This is a genomic window from Nocardia sp. NPDC050412 (assembly GCF_044458825.1).
GTDB lineage: Bacteria > Actinomycetota > Actinomycetes > Mycobacteriales > Mycobacteriaceae > Nocardia.
Window position 1 is genome coordinate 34,981 of record NZ_JBITIJ010000002.1, and the last position, 18,478, is coordinate 53,458.

Below are 18,478 nucleotides of genomic sequence, written 5' to 3' on the forward strand. Positions count from 1 at the left end.
GGCGTCGATCGAGAATCAGCATTTTGCCTGATAGTCAACGGTATCTGCGGCCGTTGCAGATTGTTCAAAGAGGAGTAGAAGGTGAGCTACCGCTCGGCTTAACGTTTCCTGATACAGCAGACAGCCGGTAACAGCAAAGTTCTCGGCGCGGCAGTTGTTCACCCTGGTCGTAGCGACCGCGTGACTACGGTGACAAGGAGGTCATACGTGACGACCGAGAGTCTCGTCCGGCCCGAACGCAACGGGCTGGATCGGCCGATTTCGCCATCCGCACGCGATATCGACAGGTTGACCCGCGAGGTGATGGCACATCTCGCGGAGTCGGACGAACAGTGCGGCGCACTGCCGGGACAAACGCTGGTTCGCGATGTGAAGGCCGTGGTCCGGATCTGCCTCGGATGGTTGATCCACTGCGTTAACGGACATGTGCTGCCGACGAGCACCGACCGGCTGGCGATTGCGGCCGCCGGATGTACCCGGGAGGGGATCCCGGTCGATACCGTTCTGCATGCCGTTCACGAGGGCTTCAAAGTGGGGATGGATCTGATCTTCGCTCGTACGGGTCCGGCGGATGTCGTCGGCGTTGTCACGGGCACCGCCAGGGTGCTGGAGCTTTCGAAACTGATTACCGCCACCGTCAGCAAGGCCTACGTTCTCGAGCACAAAGCCGTCGCCGCCGCGCATCAGACCGCCGCGCAAAGCCTGACCTCGGCATTGCTCGCCGGTCATCTCGATTCCGCGGCGGCGCGGGAGAGCGGATTACCGATCGCCGAGGAGTACTCGGTGCTCGCCGTCGCGATTCCGGCGCATCCCGATGAGCGTCATCCGCGGCTCGACGGGCAGGTCGTCGCACGCCGTAAGCTCCGCCGCCTGCAGGCCGCACTCGCGACCATCTTCGGAGGCCATGCATTGTCACTGTTATCCGTAGACGGTGGAACGATTCTGCTCCCGTCGACCGTGCGGACCGATCCCGATCTCGACGACCTGGTGCAACGGATGTCCTCGGCCACGCAGGTGCCGCTCACCGTCGCCGTTGTCACCACCCGACCGGACGAGGTGCCCGCCGCCGCGCGTCATGCCCACGAACTCCTCGACACCGTGCAACAACTCGAATTGGCGCCCGGCGTATACAGATTCACCGAACTGGCACTGCAGTACCAACTGACTCGACCCGGAATAGGTCGCGATGCTCTCGCCACCCGACTCACCCCACTGAACGAATATCCGGACCTATTGGAAACCCTGCAGATCTATATCGACACCGGCCTGAGCCGAACGCGCGCGGCTCGCCAACTATGCGTCCATCCGAACACCGTCGACTACCGACTCCGCCGAATAGCCCATCTCACCGGCTGCGACCCAGCCGAACCCAGCGGACTCTGGTACCTGCGCTCTGCCATCGTCGCCCGCAAGGGCCACCCCGCACACCGTCCGACACGATCAACGGCCTGTTAGCCTTCGGCCTATGAAGTGGGGCGGGGAGACGACGATGAGGCTCGACGAGCATTGGGACCAGATCCGGGAAATCGTGGCTCGGGGGCGACGCTCTACCGGACACTTCGCAATCGCGTCGGTCGATACCGAGGGCATGCCGAATGTCACACCGGTGGGGACCGTTTTCCTTCGTGCGGACTGCACCGGCTTCTACTTCGACCAGTACACCAGTGCACTGGCGGCCAACCTCGAGGCGAATCCGCGAGTGTGTCTGATGGCGGTCGACAGTGGATCGTTCTTCTGGTTCCGCTCGCTGCTGCTCGGACGATTCAGTGCTGCACCTGGAGTGCGGTTGTACGGCACGGTCGGCCCCAGACGGCCTGCGACCGCCGCCGAACTCGATCAGGTTCGGCGGCGGGTTCGTCCGATGCGGTTGCTGCGTGGTGGCAGGCTGCTGTGGTCCGATTTCAGTCACGTTCGTGATATCGCTTTCACGGACTTCCGGCTGGTGCGGTACCCGGTGATGATGTCGCGTCTGTGACAAGAAGATTCCGCAGAGCGAGGTCCTACGCCCGACGATCGGATCCACGTCGGGACAGCAGCGACTGCAGCACGACGAGCACGCCGCAGATGAGCACGAGCACGCCGATCACCCTCAGTCCGGCGTCCGCGCCCGAAACGAACGCTGCGACAACATCATTGGTGTGCCCGGATGCGAGAGCTCGCGCTACGGTGTGCGGATCGTGGTCGGCGCGGATGTCCGGCGGTAGTGCGGCGACGAATCGTGCGGTGAGCACCGTGCCGATGACCGCGACGCCGAGTGCGCTGCCGAACTCGCGGGTGGTGGCCTGCAATCCGGCTGCGACCCCGGCCTGCTCCGGCGGCAGCGACCCGGCGATCGCGCCGGACAATGTCGGAAGTGCGAGCGCCACTCCGACTCCCATCACTACGAGCCACGCGGCATATGCGATATACGGTGTCTGCGCATCGCTCGTGGACAGGCCGAGCAGTCCGCCTCCGACGAATACGAATGCGAGCGCGGCGGTGGCGTCGAGCCCGATTCGCGGTGAGAGTCGTCCGACATGTTTCGCGCCGAGGATGATCGGGACGGTGAGCGGAATGATCCCGAGGCCGGTCCGCAGCACGCCGAATCCCTTGCCGTACTGCAGGAATGATGCGTTGATGTAGAACAGCGCGAACATGCCGAAGAACACAGCCGTCATGCCGAGGCAGGCGCTGCGCAGGGCCGGGAGACGGAACAACCGCGGATCCAGCAGCGGATGTTCGACTTTCAGCTCGACTATCGTCCATACGGCGAACAGTGCTGCGGCACAGGCGAATCCGGAGAGGACGAGCGCACTGTACCAGCCCGACTCCGGACCTTGGACGATGCCGAGTAGCAGCGCGACCGACGCGCCGACGAGCAATACGGCCCCGAGCGGGTCGAGACGGCGGTCATGGCGCGGCGACACGGGCGCGATCCATCCCACAAGCACAGCGAGCAGCAGCGCGATCGGCACGGCGGCGGCGAACAACCAACGCCACGAGCCGCCCGAAAGGATCACCCCGCCACCGACATTGCCGACAACTCCACCGATGCCGGTCATCGACGCCCAGACCGCGATTGTCGCGCTGTTGCGCTCGGCGGGAACAGCGTGCAGCAGGACGGCAAGTGTGTTGGGCAGGACGGCAGCAGCACCGATACCCGTGACCGCACGCCCGGCGAGCAGCAGTGCCACATTCGGTGCCGCCGCCGAGATGAGCGCGCCCACCGCGAACAGCCCCAGTCCGCTGAGCAGAATCCCCTTGCGCCCGAAGCGATCTCCCGCCGCTCCGCCGGGTATCACCAGACAGGCGAAAACGATCACATAGGTGTCGACGATCCAGACCAGCGCGGACGCGGAGGGGTGCAGTGCGCTGGCGGCGAGCATCGGGACGGCGAGATTGATCGCGGCGACCATACCGACGACGAGCACGACGCAGGCGCAGACGACCGCGAGCAGTCCGCGCTGCGAGGCCGGACGCGATGGCAGGGCCGTAGCCTGATCCAGGACATTGAATTGCATGGCCACGACGGTATGGACGTGGGTGGTCTGTGTGCCACGCAACTTTCATAACTAATTATTGCGTATGATGCAACTGTGGTAGAGCAGCTCGATCTGAATCTCCTGCGCGTATTCGACGCCCTGCTCCAGGACGGCAGCGTCACGGGGGCGTCCGAGCGCCTACATCTGTCCATCCCGGCGACCAGCCGGGCCTTGGGACGGTTACGGCGGGCGATGGGCGATCCGATCCTGGTGCGTGCTGGTCGTGGGATGGCTCCGACACCGTTCGCGCTGCGCACCGCGCCACGGGTGCGGTCCCTGCTCGACGAAGCATCAGCACTGATCAGCGCCGATCGCCAGATCACGGTCGCAGAATTGCAGCGCACCTTCACAATTCGCATCAACGACGGTGTGGCCGCGACCCTGGCGGCAGTGGCGGTCGATGCCACCGCGGCAGTCGCCCCCGGCGTGACATTGCGCTTCGTCGCCGAGGGCAGCGAGAGCATCGAGGCGCTGCGTGATGGCTCGGTCGATCTGGATATCGGCGCGGGCGACATCGTCGCTCCCGACCTTCGGTCAGCTGTGCTGTATCGCGAACGAATAGTGGGCATCGTCCGTGCCGACAGCCCACTGGGCCGCCGCCCGACATTGCGGCAACTGTGCCGCCATCCCCACGTCTCGGCCTCCCGGCGCGGTCACGCTCGCGGGCCGCTCGACGATGCACTCGACGCTGCGGGCTTGCAACGCCACGTCGCTGCCGTCGTGCCCACTTCCGCTGTTGCCGCGCTCCTGGTCGCGTCCGGTCGGTATGTCGGGCTCGTCCCACAGCGTCTCGCCGAACAGTACGGCCAATCCCTCGGCCTTCGCGCGTTTCCGATCCCGGCACCCCTCCGGGAGGTCGAAGTGCGACTGCTCTGGCACGCACGCCTCGACGCCGATCCGGCGCAGCGCTGGCTGCGCGACACGATCCGCGACGCGCTCCGTCCGCCGGCCGAAGCTTTGGCTCCCATCGATTGATCAGTTTCGAAGAAGCCCCGTGCGGGACCGGCTCCATAGCATTGGAAACGTCCCCAAAGCGAGACGATCACGGAGGAAAAGACAATGAAGCAAGCGCAGAAGCCCACCAAGGCGACCACCGCGAAGAGCCGGGCCTCGGTCGGATTCTCCGAAGAAGAGCGGGCCGCGATGAAGGAGCACGCCCAGGAGTTGAAGACCGCCGCGCGCCGCGGCTCGCGGGCGGCCAAAGCGGACGGGGAAGCCGACGTGATCGCCAAGATCGCCGAGATGGCGGAACCGGATCGCACCATGGCCGAACGGATCCATGCCATTGTCAAGGCCAACGCACCAGCTCTTACACCGAAACTCTGGTACGGTATGCCCGCATATGCCATGGGCGGCAAGGTCGTCTGTTTCTTCCAAACCGCCGAGAAATTCAAGTCGCGGTACGCGACGTTCGGCTTCAACGACATCGCGAACCTCGATGAAGGCACCATGTGGCCGACCGCCTTCGCGCTGACGAAGTTGACGGCCGAGGATGAGGAACGGCTCGGCGCGCTCATTGAGAAGGCGGTCAGCTGAGGCGAGAGCGATAGTCAGTCACGCAAACTATGATGATCTTTCCGATCGGTAGGAGGTGTGCGGGTGGGTGCAGCACGGTCTGGGAATCATTGGGGTTGGTTGCGCAAGATCGGCGCTGTGCTGGCAGCCGCCGTTCTGCTGTCATCGATCGGTGCGGCGCAAGCCGGCGCCACACCGAAACTGCGCACCCCCGCGGGTGGTTACGAGGACCTGTTCGTGCCGTCGAGCATGGGACCGATCAAGGTCCAGGTGCAGTGGGCGGCCCGAGGCGGGAGCGCGGCCGTCTACGTGCTCGACGGTCTGCGCGCGCCCGCCGATCACAGTCAGTGGGTCAGCGATACCGACGCGCTACGCCAATTCGCAGGCGACAACGTCACTTTGGTGTTCCCGGTTGGCGGTCGCTCGAGCTTCTACACCGACTGGTACCGACCCAGCAGTACCAATGGTCAGCAGACGACGTACAAATGGGAAACATTCCTCACCCGGGAGTTGCCCGCATACCTGGCGGGGTACGGCGTTTCGCGAACCAACAACGCGATCGTCGGTGCCTCTATGGGCGGCAATGCCGCACTGATAATGGCGGGCCAGCATCGCGACCAATTCAAGTTCGCCGGATCATTTTCCGGCTTCGTGCACCCGACTTTTCCGCTCTGGAACGAAGCGATGCGCGCCGCCATGTGGGACGAGGGCAACTTCAATGTGGACGATATGTGGGGTCTGGCCGGTGACCCCGCCTGGAGCCGTAACGATGCCACCGTCCAGGCGGAATCGCTGCGCGGGCTGCCGGTCTACATCTGGACCGGCAATGGCCAGCCCGGTCCGCTCGACCTGCCGTACGGAATCGGCAACACGATGAACGGGATGGCTCTCGAAGCGATGACGTTGACCTCCGCCCAGATGCTGCGTGATCGAATGGCCGAGCTCGGCATTGCCGCGCGATTCGACGTCGTCAACGGCACGCACACCTGGCCCTATTGGCAGCAAGCGCTCGCGTCGGCGCGTCCGATGATTCTCGATGCCCTCGGCGCGCACTGAACTCAGGATTGGAAGATCGCCGATGTCACGGCCACATCGGCGTAGCTGTAATACCAGCCGTTCCACGTATCGGCGACAATCACCTGGATCGCATGGCCACGCGCCGGACCGTCGGTGATCAACCACAGGCCATTGCCGTACCCGGTCGCCGGGCTGATGCTGCCATCCGACCATGAGAACTGGGCCGAACTGGGCGTACCGGGCGCGTTCCACGGAATGGTCACGTCGAACTGTCCGGAATCGATACCCGGGAGCAACGAGCTGACGCATCCCCGCAGCGTGGCTGTACGCCGGATGTTCTGCCCCGCGCTACCGGTGCCGGGCACCAACCGGCCGGTCATCGAACTGCCCTGCCGACAACCACCGCTGCCGGCGCTCGGCGGGTCGGCCTGTACCTGCGGCCCACCCAGCACCGGCAGGGCGCACAGCACGGCCGCTACCAGCACGCTTCGACGAACAGACACCGCAGCACCTCCCTACGACGGGACAGTAATTCACGCGGCCGGTCGAGCTGGACGCCGATGAACATGCAACGCGAACCACTGCTGACTCGATCGGCAGTTTAGCCGTCACCAGGCCCCTGAACCTGATGGGTCACCCTGGCGGGATGGCGTGGCGTCCAGGACATCCGCGACGATGCCGACCACAAGTAGCCGCGCCGTAGCCGGCGGCAGCTCCATCAAGTCGTCTCCTGCAAGCCTCAGTGGACCAGGGCGGCGCGGTTTCGTGCGTACGCGATGACATCTTCCGCGTATGGGGACGCATCTCGTTCCGCGAAATGCATTCGGAGCCGGTCGAATGCGTCCTCCAGTTGTGGTCCCGGTCCCCGATCAGCGAGCAGGACAACGATCGCCTCCCAGGTGCCGGTGTGCGGTTCAGGGTGGGCGAGCAGCTCGTCGAGGTATCGATCCGGCTCCACCAGCCGTAATGCGTGGCGCGCGTAAGCGTGTACGCGCCGGGGGAGTTCGGTGCGGATGGTATCGATATCGGTTTGCAGCACATGACCGGGTTGTTCCGGGTCGAGCCCTATCGACCACGATGCGGTCAGTTCGTCGGGCAGGGTGTGGGTATTGATCAGGTCGGGGCCGGTGGCCTCTTCCAGTGGTGTGGGCGGCAGGCCCAGCTGTGCGTTGCGCCAATTGCGGTATTCCCACCAGGCGGTTGGGGTGGCACTCAGCTCCAAGCCGAATCCGAGCACCTGCTGTCCACTGGTCCACGTGCGGGAAACTCGGGTGCGGCCGACGGCGGCGACACCGCCTGGCTCGACCCGTATCCACCTGGGGTCAGAGCCATGAAAACCATACGGTTGCAACAGTTTTCCTGTTTCACGCAACAGGCGGCGCAGCGCCGACTCAGGTCTGACCATGCTCGCAGATTAACGGCGTGCTCCGACAGATCGCCGCCCACGGGGCAATGCCGACTTCCACATCGCCACCTCCTGGCCGGATGCCGATCACCGACTGGTCTTAGATTGATGTGACGCACGTCACGTTGTATCCATGTCATATTTCGGCGGTCCGCGGTGTCTTGTGGGCATGACTGAACACGACACGCTCCACAAGGTCGTCGTCATCGGCGGCGGTTACGCCGGGACACTCGCGGCCAACCATCTGCGGATGCGCACCGATGTCGACATCACGCTGGTAAATCCCCGCCCGAAGTTCGTCGATCGGGTTCGGCTGCACCAGTTCGCGGCCGGCACCGGCGACGCGACGATCGACTACGCCACGTTGCTCGGAACGGGCATCGAGTTGGTTGTCGACAGCGCCACGGGCATCGACACCGCTGCCCGCACAGTGCGACTGGCGTCGGGGCGCATGCTGGACTACGACTATGTCATCTACGCAGTCGGCAGCACCGCTGCGATACCGTCGGTGTCCGGCGCGGCCGAATTCGCTTTCCCCATCGCCGAATTCGAGTCCGCGCAGCGGCTGCGCGCCAAGCTGGACGAGTTGCCCCTCGATGCCGCCGTCACCGTGGTCGGCGGTGGACCGACCGGCATCGAGACGGCCGCCGAACTGGCCGCACAAGGACGCACGGTCACGCTGGCGTGTGGCGCAACGCTGATGCCGTCACTGAGTGCGCCGGGTCGCCGATATGTCGCCAAGTGGTTGTCGCGGCACGGCGTCGCCGTGCTCGAGGGCGATGTGGTGACCGAGGTCCGGCCGGATGCGGTCGTCTTCGCCGATGGTGGGGTGCGTCCGAGCGCACTCACCATCTGGACCACGGGATTCGGCGTGCCACAGTTGGCGGCCGCGAGCGGGCTGCGGACCGACGCGCTCGGCCGCCTGCTCACCGACGAAACGCTGACCAGCATCGACGACGACCGGATCATGGCGACCGGCGATGCCGCCGCACCGTCGGGCCAGCCGCTGCGGATGAGCTGCCAGGGCGCTGGGCCGCTCGGGGCGCAGGCCGCCGATACGGTATTGAGTCACATCGCGGGGACCGAACCCGCGGCAATCGACCTGGCCCTCACGGGGGCGTGCGTCAGCCTCGGTCGTCGCGTCGGCATCCGACAACTCGCCCGCAAAGACGACACCGCGGTGAACCTCTACATCGGCGGCCGCATGGGTGCGCGGATCAAGGAGATGACCTGCAAGGTCGCGGTGTGGAAGATCCGCCGTGAGGCCCGCAAGCCGGGTTCCCTGATCTGGCCCAAGGGCGGCCCGCGTCCCGAGCAGCCGACCTCCGCTGCGCCGGCGGTCACGTCCTCGTGACGACCGACGAGCACGCCGAGCGGTTCACCGTGCTGCGGCCGCTGCTGTTCACGATCGCCTACGAAATCCTCGGCTCGGCAACCGAATCCGATGACGTGCTGCAGGACAGTTATCTGCGGTGGGCCGAGGTGGACCTCGTGACGGTGCGCGACACCAAGTCGTATCTGGCGCAGTTGGTGACCCGTCAGGCCCTCAACGCCGTGCGGGCCGGCGCACGCCGTCGCGAGGACTACATCGGCCCGTGGCTGCCCGAGCCGCTGCTGCTCGATGAGCACGACGCGTCGGCCGACGTGGTGCTCGCCGAATCGGTGTCGATGGCGATGCTCGTGCTACTGGAAACACTCACTCCCGACGAGCGTGCCGTGTTCGTGCTGCGCGAGGTATTCGGCTTCGACTACGACGACATCGCAGCAGCGGTGGGCAAATCCGTGATGACGGTGCGCCAGGTCGCCCATCGCGCCCGGTCACACGTGCAGGCTCGGCGTAAACGCTTCGTGCCAGTCGACGCGGCGAAAATCGCAGAGATCACCGAGCAGTTCATGACAGCGGCGTCCACCGGTGACACGCAGGGGCTGCTCTCATTACTCGCTCCGGACGCCACCTGGACCGCCGACAGTGGCGGTAAGGCCGTCGCGACGCGGCGGCCGGTCGTGGGCGCGCAGAAGGTAGCCCGATGCCTCGTGGAACTGTTCCACAAGGCGAGCAGGACGCCGAACCTGGGCATCGAAATGCTCAACTGCAACCACACGCCCGCGATGGCCGTCTACCGCGACGACTACCTGGAAGGTGTCTTCCTGATGGAGATCGTCGACGGCAAGATCACCAACTTCTACGCCATCCGTAACCCGGACAAACTCGTTACGGTGGCGGTTCCGCGTCGGATCAGCCGATAGAGGTTCGAAAGCGGTTGACGGTAACAATTTTCGATACCGGCCGTCGCCGTCGAGCCCACACTATTCGGCGGGCGCGGATACCGAGTGACATTGGCTGCCAACTGATCTGCTGGTTCCGCTGACACGATCGGCGGGATTATGGTGTGTTCGAGCCGGTTTGGTGGTGCTCGGGTTTCCGTGTGTCGAAGGCTTGGGCGACGGCGAGGCTGTCTTCGTAGACGTGGTGGCGGGTGATGAGGCCGTTTTCGATGGTGAGGTGTAGCGCGAAACGGGAGCGGTAGGCGCGGCCGGTGGGTCGGGCAGTTTGGCGTATTTCACCGAGTACCACTGCATCTGGGCCGTCGACCAGAATGCGTTCGATCACGGTGCCGGCCTCTTCGGGCACGTGGTGGTGAGCGAGTTGGCGGTAATGCGCGGCCGCGTCGGCGCGGGTGGCGCGGTGGCGGATCCATGGGGTGGCGGGTCGGTCGTGCTCATTGTCCGGCCAATTGAGTTTCCAGTCGCTGACCGGGGCGTAGAGCGCGGCGGTGGCGTCCGGATCGCCCGCACCGATCCGGCGCAGCAATTCCTCGACGACGGTGCGGGTGTTGATCGTCCCGAGTTCGTTCATGGCTGCCACCATGCCCGCGCCGCTGCGCCGCGTCGATTACCTCCGACGTAATACCGTTCACCTGGCGTGCAGGCGTGACCGTCGGCGTGTGCATCGAGGCTCTTGCGAGCCCAAACGCGTTGCGGACCAAACGATCAGCGGCCGCTAAGTTGTCGTATTCGGCTTACCGCCGTCGGTGGGCTCGGTCGTCGGAGCGTTGACGAGGTCCGCGACCCGCGGGCTCGGCGGGGGTATTCCGGTCGGCGCGTGAGCGGTCGCGGGCGTCCTTCCACAGGCTGTAGATCGCCACCACCGGCTTTGCCAGCGTCCACTCACCGAACCGATAATCCGCGCCCCGCACCAGACGCGCCCCCAGCTCCGGGCGCTGCTGGGCAAGGTATTGTCGCGCCTTCTCGGCATGGAGGGGAATCGATACGATTTTGATCCGGTCGATGTCCTCCAGGTACGGGATCGCGAAACCGATGTTCTCCCATGTGGTCCGGCTCTGATCTTCCAAGACGAGCTCGCCGCGGTACCCGCAGGTCTCGGTGGCGTATCGAGCCATCAGTGCAGCCTCGGTTCGCGGACCCGCGCACGCCCCTCCACAGAGCACGAGACGAGTGCTGACCGCGGGGTCGATGGATCGCAGACCGGCCCGCACCCGCCACCGGTTCATGAGGTTCGCGCGTGTGCCCGCATTGCGATAGCCCAGGACAACGATGGCCTCGGAAGTGCCCGGGGCCGATCCCACGAGCCTGTGGGAAGCGCGCCAGTTCTCCCACTCGCCCCAGAGCAGCAAGAGCACGAGACCGGTCGTCGAAAGCCAAGTCCGTTTCCGCATGAGATTCAGCCAAGCACAAGCCTTTCGAAAGGCCGGTTCGCGACATGGCTTTTCACCGATATCTCGGCTGCATCCCCGAGGCGCGGTTCAGCGGCACATCTCGACCGCGTCGGCCTTGTTGTCCGCGCTGGATGGCAGGGTGCCGCGAGCGTTGTTCGGAACGGATGCGAGCAACTGCCAGTTTTCGCCCGTCCAGTTGTACACCGCGACGGTTACGCCGGTGCGGTTCCAGTACGAGGTCAGACGGTCGCCGACACCGCCATTGCCGATGTCGTGCAGAAAACAGTCCGCGCCATACTGAAAGAGCATCTCGCCCGTGCCATTCGCACCGTCCCAGCCGCAGAACTTTCCGCCCGGGCAGTCGTAGCTCGGTGTCGCCGATGCCGGAGCGGCCGAGATCATCGCGCCACCCGCGACTGTGCCGAGTGTCAGAGCGGCCGCGGCGAGCGGGACCAGACGGCGAACGGCGTTGGCGCGGTAGGTGATTTTCATGGTGGTGTCCTTCGTGAGAATCGGTGTCGGCCTTCTGACGGCTTGACACCAACTCTGTGCGGACTCACCAACGACCGACCAACGACGGACTAATCGGGCAGATCAGCGGGCTCACCACCAACTCGGACCGAGCCGATATTCCTGCTGTACACGGATTCAGACGTACCGGCGCGATTGCGTATCAACCGTTGGCTCACAGCGACGTCGCAGGATGTCCTGAGGTACTTCTACAATCCCGGCGTGACGCTTACCCTTGCCGACCTGGTCGGCTACATCGATCGCGATCTCGACACCGATCTGGCGCGGTGGTTTCCCGCCGCCGCACCCGTCCAGGTTCCCGAGCAGACCCGGCCGGTGGCACCGTTTCTCGCGCGCCTGGCTCCCGCGGACTCTGCGGCGCTGGCCGCGTTCGACCGCCGTGTGCGCTCAGGCATGCTGCCGCAGTTCTTGGACATCTTCGATTGGTCCTACGGATTCGATTTCGCCGGAAACGACTGCGGCATCGTTGATTCGGACTACACGACCGAGTTGACCGACGACGATGTGTACTCGATCGGTGCGGACGGCGGCGGCAATCTGTATGTCGTACTCACCAATGGTCAAGTGGCCGTGTGGTTCCACGAGGAAGAAGTGCTCGAAGGCGGCACCCGCTTCGACAATCTCGACGTCTTCCTCTGGTCGTTTGTGCGCTACCGCGCGGTACGCGCCGGGAAGCTCGCGCTCGCGGACGTTGAGCCGGACTTCCTGGCGCTCGGCCAGGACGGCGCGCTCGAGCCGCACCTCGGTCTGCTGGGTCTCATGAAGTAGGACGCCCTCAGGAGCACACGGCCAGGTCGTCGGTGAGGGATACCGAAGTGAGGATCAACCGCTGGGGCCGGGAAACCGGGATACGCACTTCGCAAGACGCAGGGAGGGGAACTCCCTTCCATATTCAACGTATAGCGCACCCGGGGGCTTGCGGCAAGACCCCCGTCGTACCGCAGAATCACTGACCGAAGCCAGAACCTGCGGAAATGGGGTTACGAAATGCGCGTATTGCTGTCGACGTATGGGTGATCCCCGAGACCCGGGGACGAGCGACCGCCGTGGCCGACCGACACGATCCGCACCGACGGGGCGAAGTGGCCGCGACGCTGCTGCTCGACGCGCTCAGTCGAGAAACCGTGTCCGTGTGAACCCATAGAGCCAGGAAAGCAAGGGGCATATGACGACTCAGTGGTACGAAACCGAATTGCGGTCCGAGCGAAGCTATGTGGCCGAGCTCTACACGCGGCTCGACGCCGAACGCGCGCGAGTGAAGGGCAAGTACACCGCCGCACTGCGCGGAACCGGCGGGACACCCATGGAACGAGATTTCGAGGTGCGCGCGCTGGCCAAGGAGGCCAAGCGGCTGGATGTGGCCGACAACGGTCTGTGTTTCGGCCGGTTGGACACAGTTTCGGGCGAACATTCCTACATCGGCCGGATCGGCATTTTCGACGACGAGAACGAGTACGAGCCGCTGTTGCTCGATTGGCGGGCACCGGCGTCGCGCGCGTTCTATGTCGCGACCGCCGCGACACCGGAGAACATGCGCCGCCGCCGACAGTTCCACACGCGCGGGCGTCGAGTGGTCGATTTCACCGATGAAGTGCTCGGCCGCCCGAGTGATGGCGAGCGCGGCGACGCGGCCTTGCTCGCGGCAGTGAATGCGCCGCGAGGTTCGGGCATGCGCGACATCGTGGCGACGATCCAGGCCGAACAGGACCAGATCATCCGCCTCGATCACCCCGGGGTGCTGGTGATCGAGGGTGGCCCGGGCACCGGCAAAACCGTGGTCGCGCTGCACCGCGTCGCGTACTTGCTCTACACCCAGCGGGAGCGGATGGAACGCCACGGTGTGCTCGTCGTCGGACCGAATCCGGCATTTCTCAACCACATCGGCCGCGTTCTGCCGTCGCTGGGCGAGACGAACGTCGTGTTCATGACCACTGGCGATCTGATGCCAGGGTTTCGCGTCACCGCCGAAGACACGCCGGATGCCGCGCGGCTCAAAGGCTCGCTGAAGATCCTGGACGTGCTCGCGGCGGCGATCGCCGATCGGCAGCGGGTGCCGGAGCATTCGGTGCAGATCGAACTGAAAGACGTCACGGTGCGGATCGACACCGAGACCGCGGAGTGGGCAAGGGAGGAGGCACGCGCGAGCGGGCTGCCGCACAACGAGGCCCGCGCGGTATTCAGCGAGATCGTCACGTATGTGCTCACCGAACGGGCGATAGCCCGGATCGGCCGCGGCTGGTTGACCCGGAAGGACCGCGAAGCATGGGAGAACCTACGGACGGACCTGGTCGCCGAGCTCGCCGACACCGACCAGTTCACCGCCGCGCTAGACGAACTCTGGCCGATACTGACGCCGGAAATAATACTGGCACAGCTGTATTCGTCTCCTGAACGGTTGCGTGCCGCCGGTGCCGACCGGGCGCTGTGGCGCGCCGATGGCGAGACCTGGACGGTGTCGGACGTTCCGCTGCTCGACGAACTGGTCGACCTGCTCGGCCGCGACAAGGCGGCCGATGAGGCTGCCGCGCGAGCCGCTGAGCGGGAACGCAAGGCCGAGGCCGAGTACGCCGCTGGCGTGTTCGACACTCTCATCACGCGCGAAGACCTTAACGACGACATCGGCCTGCTCGCCCAGGACATGCTCTACGCCGAGGACCTTGCCGAGCGCTTCCTCGAGCGCGACACCCGCGAACTCGTCGAACGCGCTGCCGCGGACCGGGATTGGACTTATCGACACGTCGTGGTCGACGAAGCCCAAGAACTGTCCGAAATGGACTGGCGGGTGTTGATGCGGCGCTGCCCGGGCCGATCCTTCACAGTGGTAGGCGATCTCGCGCAGCGTCGGTCGGTGGCCGGTGCGATCTCGTGGGACACGATCTTCGAGTCGTACGTGCCCGGCCGCTGGGTCTACCGGTCGCTATCGGTGAACTACCGCACACCGGCGGAGATCATGACCGTCGCCGCCGCATTGCTCGCCGAGTTCGCACCCGGGGTGCAGGCGCCGGAGTCGGTCCGCGCGTGCGGTGTACAGCCCTGGTCCAGGCAGGTTACCGAGGATGAATTGCCCACTGCCGTCGCGGAATTCGTACGCGACGAAGCCGATCGCGAAGGCACCAGCATCGTGATCGGCCCGGCGGGTGTGCCGGGCACGGTGCCCGCGTCGGAGACGAAGGGGCTGGAATTCGACGCGGTCCTGGTCGTGGAGCCGGAGCGGATCCTCGCCGAGGGCCCGCGCGGCGCTGCCGAACTCTACGTCGCCCTGACCCGTGCCACCCAACGCCTCGGCGTGCTGCACCAGGGTCCATTGCCGCAGGCGCTCACTGGACTAGGCGCACCCGCTCCGGCCGGTGATCGAAGTTGGACGTAGCCATTTCGCGTGCGATCCCGGACCCGAGACCGGGGCCCGCGGTCGACGGTTGTGACAGCGGACCGATGTGCGCTCGTCGGCATACGTGGACGACGAATGATGCTGGCTGCCAACCGATCTGCGGATAGGCGAGCCAGACCACCGGCATTCACAGGTGTTGTCGATCACTGTCCGAAGGAGTAACGAAGATCATCAGGATCGGAGTGCCCGCACTGTACTCGACATAATGCACGGAAACGTCGCCGACTATGCACTCCATATCGACACCCTAGCCGGCTGGAAACGACAGCAGCGCGCGGAATCGACCCGCGGGTGGGCTGCCGATTGCAAGAATCGGGCCCATGTCTTCTGGTGTGGTTTCGACGTTGGTGACGGGTCTGATGCCCTTGCTGGGCGCTGGTCTCGGTGCATCGGCAACGCTTCTGGTGCAACGGAATTCGGCGCGCGAGGCGAAGTTCAAGTTTCGCGCTGAAAGTCGCCTCGCGCATCGGGAAGAACTGAAGTCCGCCATACTCGACTACTTCGAGACGGCGCAGCGACTACAGGGAGAGCTCGATGTCCGAGAGCGAGGCGGCGCTCCGGACGACATGAAGCGCATGATCGAGAGCGTCTGGCTAGCAGAGAAGCGGGTCGAGCTCATCTGCTCAGATGCCTTGCGGGACCGTATGGTCGCCCATGCTCGGGGGCTGCACGACGCTGTGCGCGACCCTGTGGCCCACCCTGATTGGTGGGCACATTGTCGGCCACTTCAATCCGACTTGATATCGCAAGCAAAAGCAGAGCTCGCGCGCAATCACGATTGGTGACCCGACTCGAGACCAACTCGTACTATTCCGCGAGGTTCATTCTGCTGGGCAGAGGGCTACGGGCAGCCCGCCATCGGGCACGTGGCTACGTCGAATGATGCTTGCTGCATGGAATCCGGGAGCACCGACCGGCGTTTGCGGACGGTGCGTCACGGCGTCGCTACGGAGACCTCGGCCGAGGGTTCGTCCGCGGCTGAGCTCGGGCGCGCGGCCTCATTGCGGGGCCGGGTGGAGCCGACGACGACCGTGATCACCAGGATGAATGCGAGTAGTGCGCAGCCGGTCCGGGTGAAATGGAACAGTTCCCAACGCCGCAGGATGTCGGCATAGTCGCTGGGCGGGGTCCCCACGGCCCACTGCTTGATCTGCTGGTTGATCGGTACGTTCCCGAAGCGGGTCACCAGGAAGGAGAGGAATGTCAGCGCCGAGGCGCCCGCCGCGACCCACCGCGGCCACGACTTCGACAGCACCGCCAAGACCAGCGTGCTCAGCACGGCGAGCCCCATCAGCGACTGCATCACTGGCCCGTTGACCCGCATCAGCGCGGTATGAAAGGTGAACCGAACATCAAGGGGCACTTCGCGAAACGCGTACAGCACATTCACCGCGCCATACCCGAATGCCCCGGCGAGCAGGCCTGGGAACAGCAGTGCCCCGGCCCGAACGGATTTCGACAACATTGGAGCTCCCATCTCATATCGCAACATCGAGTTGCGATATCGTCAGCATGCCCGCTGTACGCCGATATCGCAACAAGGAGTTGCAATGACTGCACCCCTCGGACGTGGACCGAAGGTTCGCTCCGCCGTGCTCGCCGCGACCGTCGAGGAGCTGAGCGAGCACGGGTACGCCGCGTTCACCGTCGAGAACGTCGCCCTGCGTGCCGGTGTGCACAAGACCACCGTCTACCGGCGGTGGGCCGATCGGGATGCCCTGATCGCCGATGCGCTGGCCGAGAGCGTCGAAGCGGAAATCCCTATCCCCGAGACGGGCTCGATAGAGGACGACCTTCGCGCGTTGGCCCGCGGTCTGGTCGCGTGGATCGGCAGCCCGTCCGGCCGGGCGGTCCTCGCTGTCATGCTCTCCAATGCAGCGCCACCCGACCGGACGCGCCATGCCTTCCGCGACCGCATCCGCAAGGCGCTGCCCGTCGCGACGCGTGCGGTCGAACGCGGCGAACTCCCCGCTGGCACAAACCCCGTCGAACTGATCAAAACGCTTGTGGCGCCGATATATTTCCGTGTGCTGATTACCCGTGAGCCGGTGAACGACAGCACCGCCGACGCGGCCGCCGCAGTCGCGCTGACCGCGGCGCGCGCCGGTCTGTTCGGCTGAGCCCGGTCGAAGAAATCGGTTGTCGGAATGGTGGCGGCCGAGCAGGATGCCGCGCATGGTTGCGTCGCGTTCCGCTGTGCTGCGCTGGCAGTTCGAACTGGTCTGGTCGCTGTTCGAGTTTCATCTCGAGCGACTGGAACCGGACGACTTCCTCTGGGAGCCAGCAAATTTGACATGGAGGATGTGCCAGGACGAGACCGGTATGTGGGTGCCGGACTGGGCGGACTCCGAGCCTGATCCGATCCCCGTTCCCACCATCGGTTGGATCAGCTGGCACATCGGATGGTGGTGGAGCGTGACGATCGACCACATGCGCGGACACACCCCTCCGGACCGTACCGAGATCATCTGGCCTGGACCCGGACCCGCGAGCATTGACTGGCTGCACAACCTGCGCCAGGACTGGCTGCAGGTCCTCGACCGATCCGATCTAGACGCGCCAACCGCATTTCCATGGCAGAACGACCCCGACAAATCCGTGGCTCACACCATCGCATGGGTGAACGCCGAACTGATGAAGAATGCCACCGAGATCGGACAGTTGCGACTACTGCGGGCGGCTAGCGGTCACCGCCCGTAATGGCTGATGCGGATCCTTGGAATCTTCTCCGGGCGTGTCGGGCGTCAGTAGTACGGCGCGTAGCCTTCGACGCGGACGAGGACATATACGAGGCACCACTGGACGCACTCATCCACGCGCACATGCGATCCCATCCGTTGCTACGACATTACGCAGACACTCGGGACCTGACACCGCTGAGCATGGACGAGGTCGCCGACGACCGCTGGTGGAAAGGAGAGGGGTATCGCGCCGGTAAGGACGCCATCGGTATCGACCGCCAACTCGCTTTGCCGCTGTCCGCGCGGCCGGGCCGAATCCGAAGTGTCATCATGAGCCGCAGCGGTGTGGGATTCAGCGATCGCGACCTCGAATACGCCGTGCTCGCCAGATCACTGCTCGACACCGTCGAAGCCAACGAGACAGTTGTCATCGGCCGCACGCCACCGGGGGACCCCGCCGAACACAAAATCACCCCACGCGAGCTGGCAGTCCTGACCCTGCTGTGCGAAGGGCTGACCGCTCGTGCCATCGGCACCAGACTCGCGATCACCCAAGCGACCGTGTCCAAGCACACCGAGAACATCTACCGCAAGCTCGGCGTGCGCGACCGCGTCTCGGCATTGCGCAAAGCGCACAGTCTCGGCCTCGTCCCACCCCGCCGGTTCGCGGAATCCGAGTAGCTCTAAGGAACACCCTGGGCGCTGTCGAAGTTCAGGCGCACCTGCGGGGCGAATATCTCGGC

20 protein-coding genes are annotated in these 18,478 nt (G+C 65.0%); 13 read left to right on the plus strand and 7 right to left on the minus strand.

The annotated features are described in order from the left end of the window. Positions 1-207 precede the first annotated feature (207 nt). The gene (locus ACIBI6_RS04270; protein ID WP_364350068.1) at positions 208-1,455 is read left to right on the plus strand and encodes a helix-turn-helix domain-containing protein; all 1,248 of its coding nucleotides are present in this window, start codon (positions 208-210) and stop codon (positions 1,453-1,455) included. A 10-nt stretch (positions 1,456-1,465) separates the two neighbouring features. Next, complete coding sequence (locus tag ACIBI6_RS04275; RefSeq protein ID WP_364350071.1) at positions 1,466-1,975, plus strand: pyridoxamine 5'-phosphate oxidase family protein; 510 nt, start codon at positions 1,466-1,468, stop codon at positions 1,973-1,975. Between the two features lie 25 nt (positions 1,976-2,000). Here the strand turns inward: ACIBI6_RS04275 and ACIBI6_RS04280 are convergent, their stop codons facing one another. Further along, the gene (locus ACIBI6_RS04280; RefSeq protein ID WP_364350075.1) at positions 2,001-3,500 is read right to left on the minus strand and encodes an MFS transporter; all 1,500 of its coding nucleotides are present in this window, start codon (positions 3,498-3,500) and stop codon (positions 2,001-2,003) included. A gap of 75 nt (positions 3,501-3,575) precedes the next feature. On the opposite strand from ACIBI6_RS04280, the gene ACIBI6_RS04285 reads away from it, so the two are divergent. From ACIBI6_RS04285 to ACIBI6_RS04295, 3 genes are all read left to right on the plus strand, one after another. After that, the gene (locus tag ACIBI6_RS04285; RefSeq protein ID WP_396955289.1) at positions 3,576-4,496 is read left to right on the plus strand and encodes a LysR family transcriptional regulator; all 921 of its coding nucleotides are present in this window, start codon (positions 3,576-3,578) and stop codon (positions 4,494-4,496) included. A gap of 84 nt (positions 4,497-4,580) precedes the next feature. Next, positions 4,581-5,057, plus strand: a complete 477-nt coding sequence (locus ACIBI6_RS04290) for a DUF1801 domain-containing protein (protein ID WP_364350081.1) — start codon at positions 4,581-4,583, stop codon at positions 5,055-5,057. Between the two features lie 63 nt (positions 5,058-5,120). Next, positions 5,121-6,092, plus strand: a complete 972-nt coding sequence (locus ACIBI6_RS04295) for an alpha/beta hydrolase family protein (protein ID WP_364350084.1) — start codon at positions 5,121-5,123, stop codon at positions 6,090-6,092. Between the two features lie 2 nt (positions 6,093-6,094). On the opposite strand, the gene ACIBI6_RS04300 is transcribed toward ACIBI6_RS04295, so the two are convergent. Further along, complete coding sequence (locus ACIBI6_RS04300) at positions 6,095-6,556, minus strand: hypothetical protein (RefSeq protein ID WP_364350087.1); 462 nt, start codon at positions 6,554-6,556, stop codon at positions 6,095-6,097. Positions 6,557-6,792: 236 nt separating this feature from the next. After that, on the minus strand, positions 6,793-7,458 hold the full coding sequence (locus tag ACIBI6_RS04305) for a hypothetical protein (protein ID WP_364350090.1): 666 nt from the start codon (positions 7,456-7,458) through the stop codon (positions 6,793-6,795). A 169-nt stretch (positions 7,459-7,627) separates the two neighbouring features. Between ACIBI6_RS04305 and ACIBI6_RS04310 the strand changes: the two genes are divergently transcribed. Both ACIBI6_RS04310 and sigJ read left to right on the plus strand, forming a co-directional pair. Then, positions 7,628-8,812, plus strand: coding sequence for an FAD-dependent oxidoreductase (locus ACIBI6_RS04310; protein WP_364350093.1), 1,185 nt, complete (start codon positions 7,628-7,630; stop codon positions 8,810-8,812). Continuing rightward, positions 8,809-9,705, plus strand: a complete 897-nt coding sequence (sigJ, locus tag ACIBI6_RS04315) for an RNA polymerase sigma factor SigJ (protein WP_364350096.1) — start codon at positions 8,809-8,811, stop codon at positions 9,703-9,705. Before ACIBI6_RS04310 ends, sigJ begins: the two co-directional genes overlap by 4 nt. Positions 9,706-9,841: 136 nt before the next feature. Here sigJ and ACIBI6_RS04320 read toward each other — a convergent pair whose 3' ends face one another. The 3 genes from ACIBI6_RS04320 to ACIBI6_RS04330 form a co-directional block, all read right to left on the minus strand. Then, entirely contained in the window at positions 9,842-10,315 is a 474-nt protein-coding gene (locus ACIBI6_RS04320) for a nuclear transport factor 2 family protein (RefSeq protein WP_396955290.1), read from the minus strand. A 163-nt stretch (positions 10,316-10,478) separates the two neighbouring features. Beyond that, on the minus strand, positions 10,479-11,135 hold the full coding sequence (locus ACIBI6_RS04325; protein WP_364350102.1) for a YdcF family protein: 657 nt from the start codon (positions 11,133-11,135) through the stop codon (positions 10,479-10,481). 87 nt (positions 11,136-11,222) lie between these two features. Then, a complete protein-coding gene (locus ACIBI6_RS04330; RefSeq protein WP_364350105.1) occupies positions 11,223-11,627 on the minus strand; it encodes a peptidase inhibitor family I36 protein in 405 nt (134 codons plus the stop codon). A 240-nt stretch (positions 11,628-11,867) separates the two neighbouring features. On the opposite strand from ACIBI6_RS04330, the gene ACIBI6_RS04335 reads away from it, so the two are divergent. From ACIBI6_RS04335 to ACIBI6_RS04345, 3 genes are all read left to right on the plus strand, one after another. Next, entirely contained in the window at positions 11,868-12,434 is a 567-nt protein-coding gene (locus ACIBI6_RS04335; protein WP_364350108.1) for a hypothetical protein, read from the plus strand. Positions 12,435-12,831: 397 nt separating this feature from the next. After that, the gene (helR, locus tag ACIBI6_RS04340; RefSeq protein WP_364350111.1) at positions 12,832-15,033 is read left to right on the plus strand and encodes an RNA polymerase recycling motor ATPase HelR; all 2,202 of its coding nucleotides are present in this window, start codon (positions 12,832-12,834) and stop codon (positions 15,031-15,033) included. A 341-nt stretch (positions 15,034-15,374) separates the two neighbouring features. Beyond that, a complete protein-coding gene (locus ACIBI6_RS04345) occupies positions 15,375-15,839 on the plus strand; it encodes a hypothetical protein (protein WP_364350114.1) in 465 nt (154 codons plus the stop codon). A 149-nt stretch (positions 15,840-15,988) separates the two neighbouring features. On the opposite strand, the gene ACIBI6_RS04350 is transcribed toward ACIBI6_RS04345, so the two are convergent. Next, positions 15,989-16,519, minus strand: a complete 531-nt coding sequence (locus ACIBI6_RS04350) for a DUF1772 domain-containing protein (protein WP_364350117.1) — start codon at positions 16,517-16,519, stop codon at positions 15,989-15,991. 85 nt (positions 16,520-16,604) lie between these two features. Here ACIBI6_RS04350 and ACIBI6_RS04355 point away from each other — a divergent pair, with 85 nt between their 5' ends. The 3 genes from ACIBI6_RS04355 to ACIBI6_RS04365 all read left to right on the plus strand — a co-directional run bounded on the left by ACIBI6_RS04355 (position 16,605) and on the right by ACIBI6_RS04365 (position 18,416). Beyond that, positions 16,605-17,174 carry a TetR/AcrR family transcriptional regulator gene (locus tag ACIBI6_RS04355; RefSeq protein ID WP_364350120.1) on the plus strand — a complete coding sequence of 190 codons (570 nt, stop codon included), beginning with the start codon at positions 16,605-16,607 and terminating at the stop codon, positions 17,172-17,174. Between the two features lie 55 nt (positions 17,175-17,229). Further along, entirely contained in the window at positions 17,230-17,754 is a 525-nt protein-coding gene (locus ACIBI6_RS04360; RefSeq protein WP_364350123.1) for a DinB family protein, read from the plus strand. Positions 17,755-17,936: 182 nt separating this feature from the next. After that, positions 17,937-18,416: a response regulator transcription factor gene (locus ACIBI6_RS04365; RefSeq protein WP_396955291.1), complete on the plus strand. Its 480-nt coding sequence runs from the start codon at positions 17,937-17,939 to the stop codon at positions 18,414-18,416. Positions 18,417-18,478 lie beyond the last annotated feature (62 nt).

Excerpts from the sequence above, each read along its gene's own strand:
- ACIBI6_RS04275 (WP_364350071.1), top strand. The coding sequence starts at position 1,466 with ATGAAGTGGGGCGGGGAGACGACGATGAGGCTCGACGAGCATTGGGAC.
- ACIBI6_RS04280 (WP_364350075.1), bottom strand. The coding sequence starts at position 3,500 with ATGCAATTCAATGTCCTGGATCAGGCTACGGCCCTGCCATCGCGTCCG.
- ACIBI6_RS04290 (WP_364350081.1), top strand. The coding sequence starts at position 4,581 with ATGAAGCAAGCGCAGAAGCCCACCAAGGCGACCACCGCGAAGAGCCGG.
- ACIBI6_RS04305 (WP_364350090.1), bottom strand. The coding sequence starts at position 7,458 with ATGGTCAGACCTGAGTCGGCGCTGCGCCGCCTGTTGCGTGAAACAGGA.
- ACIBI6_RS04310 (WP_364350093.1), top strand. The coding sequence starts at position 7,628 with ATGACTGAACACGACACGCTCCACAAGGTCGTCGTCATCGGCGGCGGT.
- ACIBI6_RS04320 (WP_396955290.1), bottom strand. The coding sequence starts at position 10,315 with ATGAACGAACTCGGGACGATCAACACCCGCACCGTCGTCGAGGAATTG.
- ACIBI6_RS04325 (WP_364350102.1), bottom strand. The coding sequence starts at position 11,135 with ATGCGGAAACGGACTTGGCTTTCGACGACCGGTCTCGTGCTCTTGCTG.
- ACIBI6_RS04330 (WP_364350105.1), bottom strand. The coding sequence starts at position 11,627 with ATGAAAATCACCTACCGCGCCAACGCCGTTCGCCGTCTGGTCCCGCTC.
- helR (WP_364350111.1), top strand. The coding sequence starts at position 12,832 with ATGACGACTCAGTGGTACGAAACCGAATTGCGGTCCGAGCGAAGCTAT.
- ACIBI6_RS04345 (WP_364350114.1), top strand. The coding sequence starts at position 15,375 with ATGTCTTCTGGTGTGGTTTCGACGTTGGTGACGGGTCTGATGCCCTTG.
- ACIBI6_RS04350 (WP_364350117.1), bottom strand. The coding sequence starts at position 16,519 with ATGTTGTCGAAATCCGTTCGGGCCGGGGCACTGCTGTTCCCAGGCCTG.
- ACIBI6_RS04355 (WP_364350120.1), top strand. The coding sequence starts at position 16,605 with ATGACTGCACCCCTCGGACGTGGACCGAAGGTTCGCTCCGCCGTGCTC.
- ACIBI6_RS04360 (WP_364350123.1), top strand. The coding sequence starts at position 17,230 with ATGGTTGCGTCGCGTTCCGCTGTGCTGCGCTGGCAGTTCGAACTGGTC.
- ACIBI6_RS04365 (WP_396955291.1), top strand. The coding sequence starts at position 17,937 with ATGGACGAGGTCGCCGACGACCGCTGGTGGAAAGGAGAGGGGTATCGC.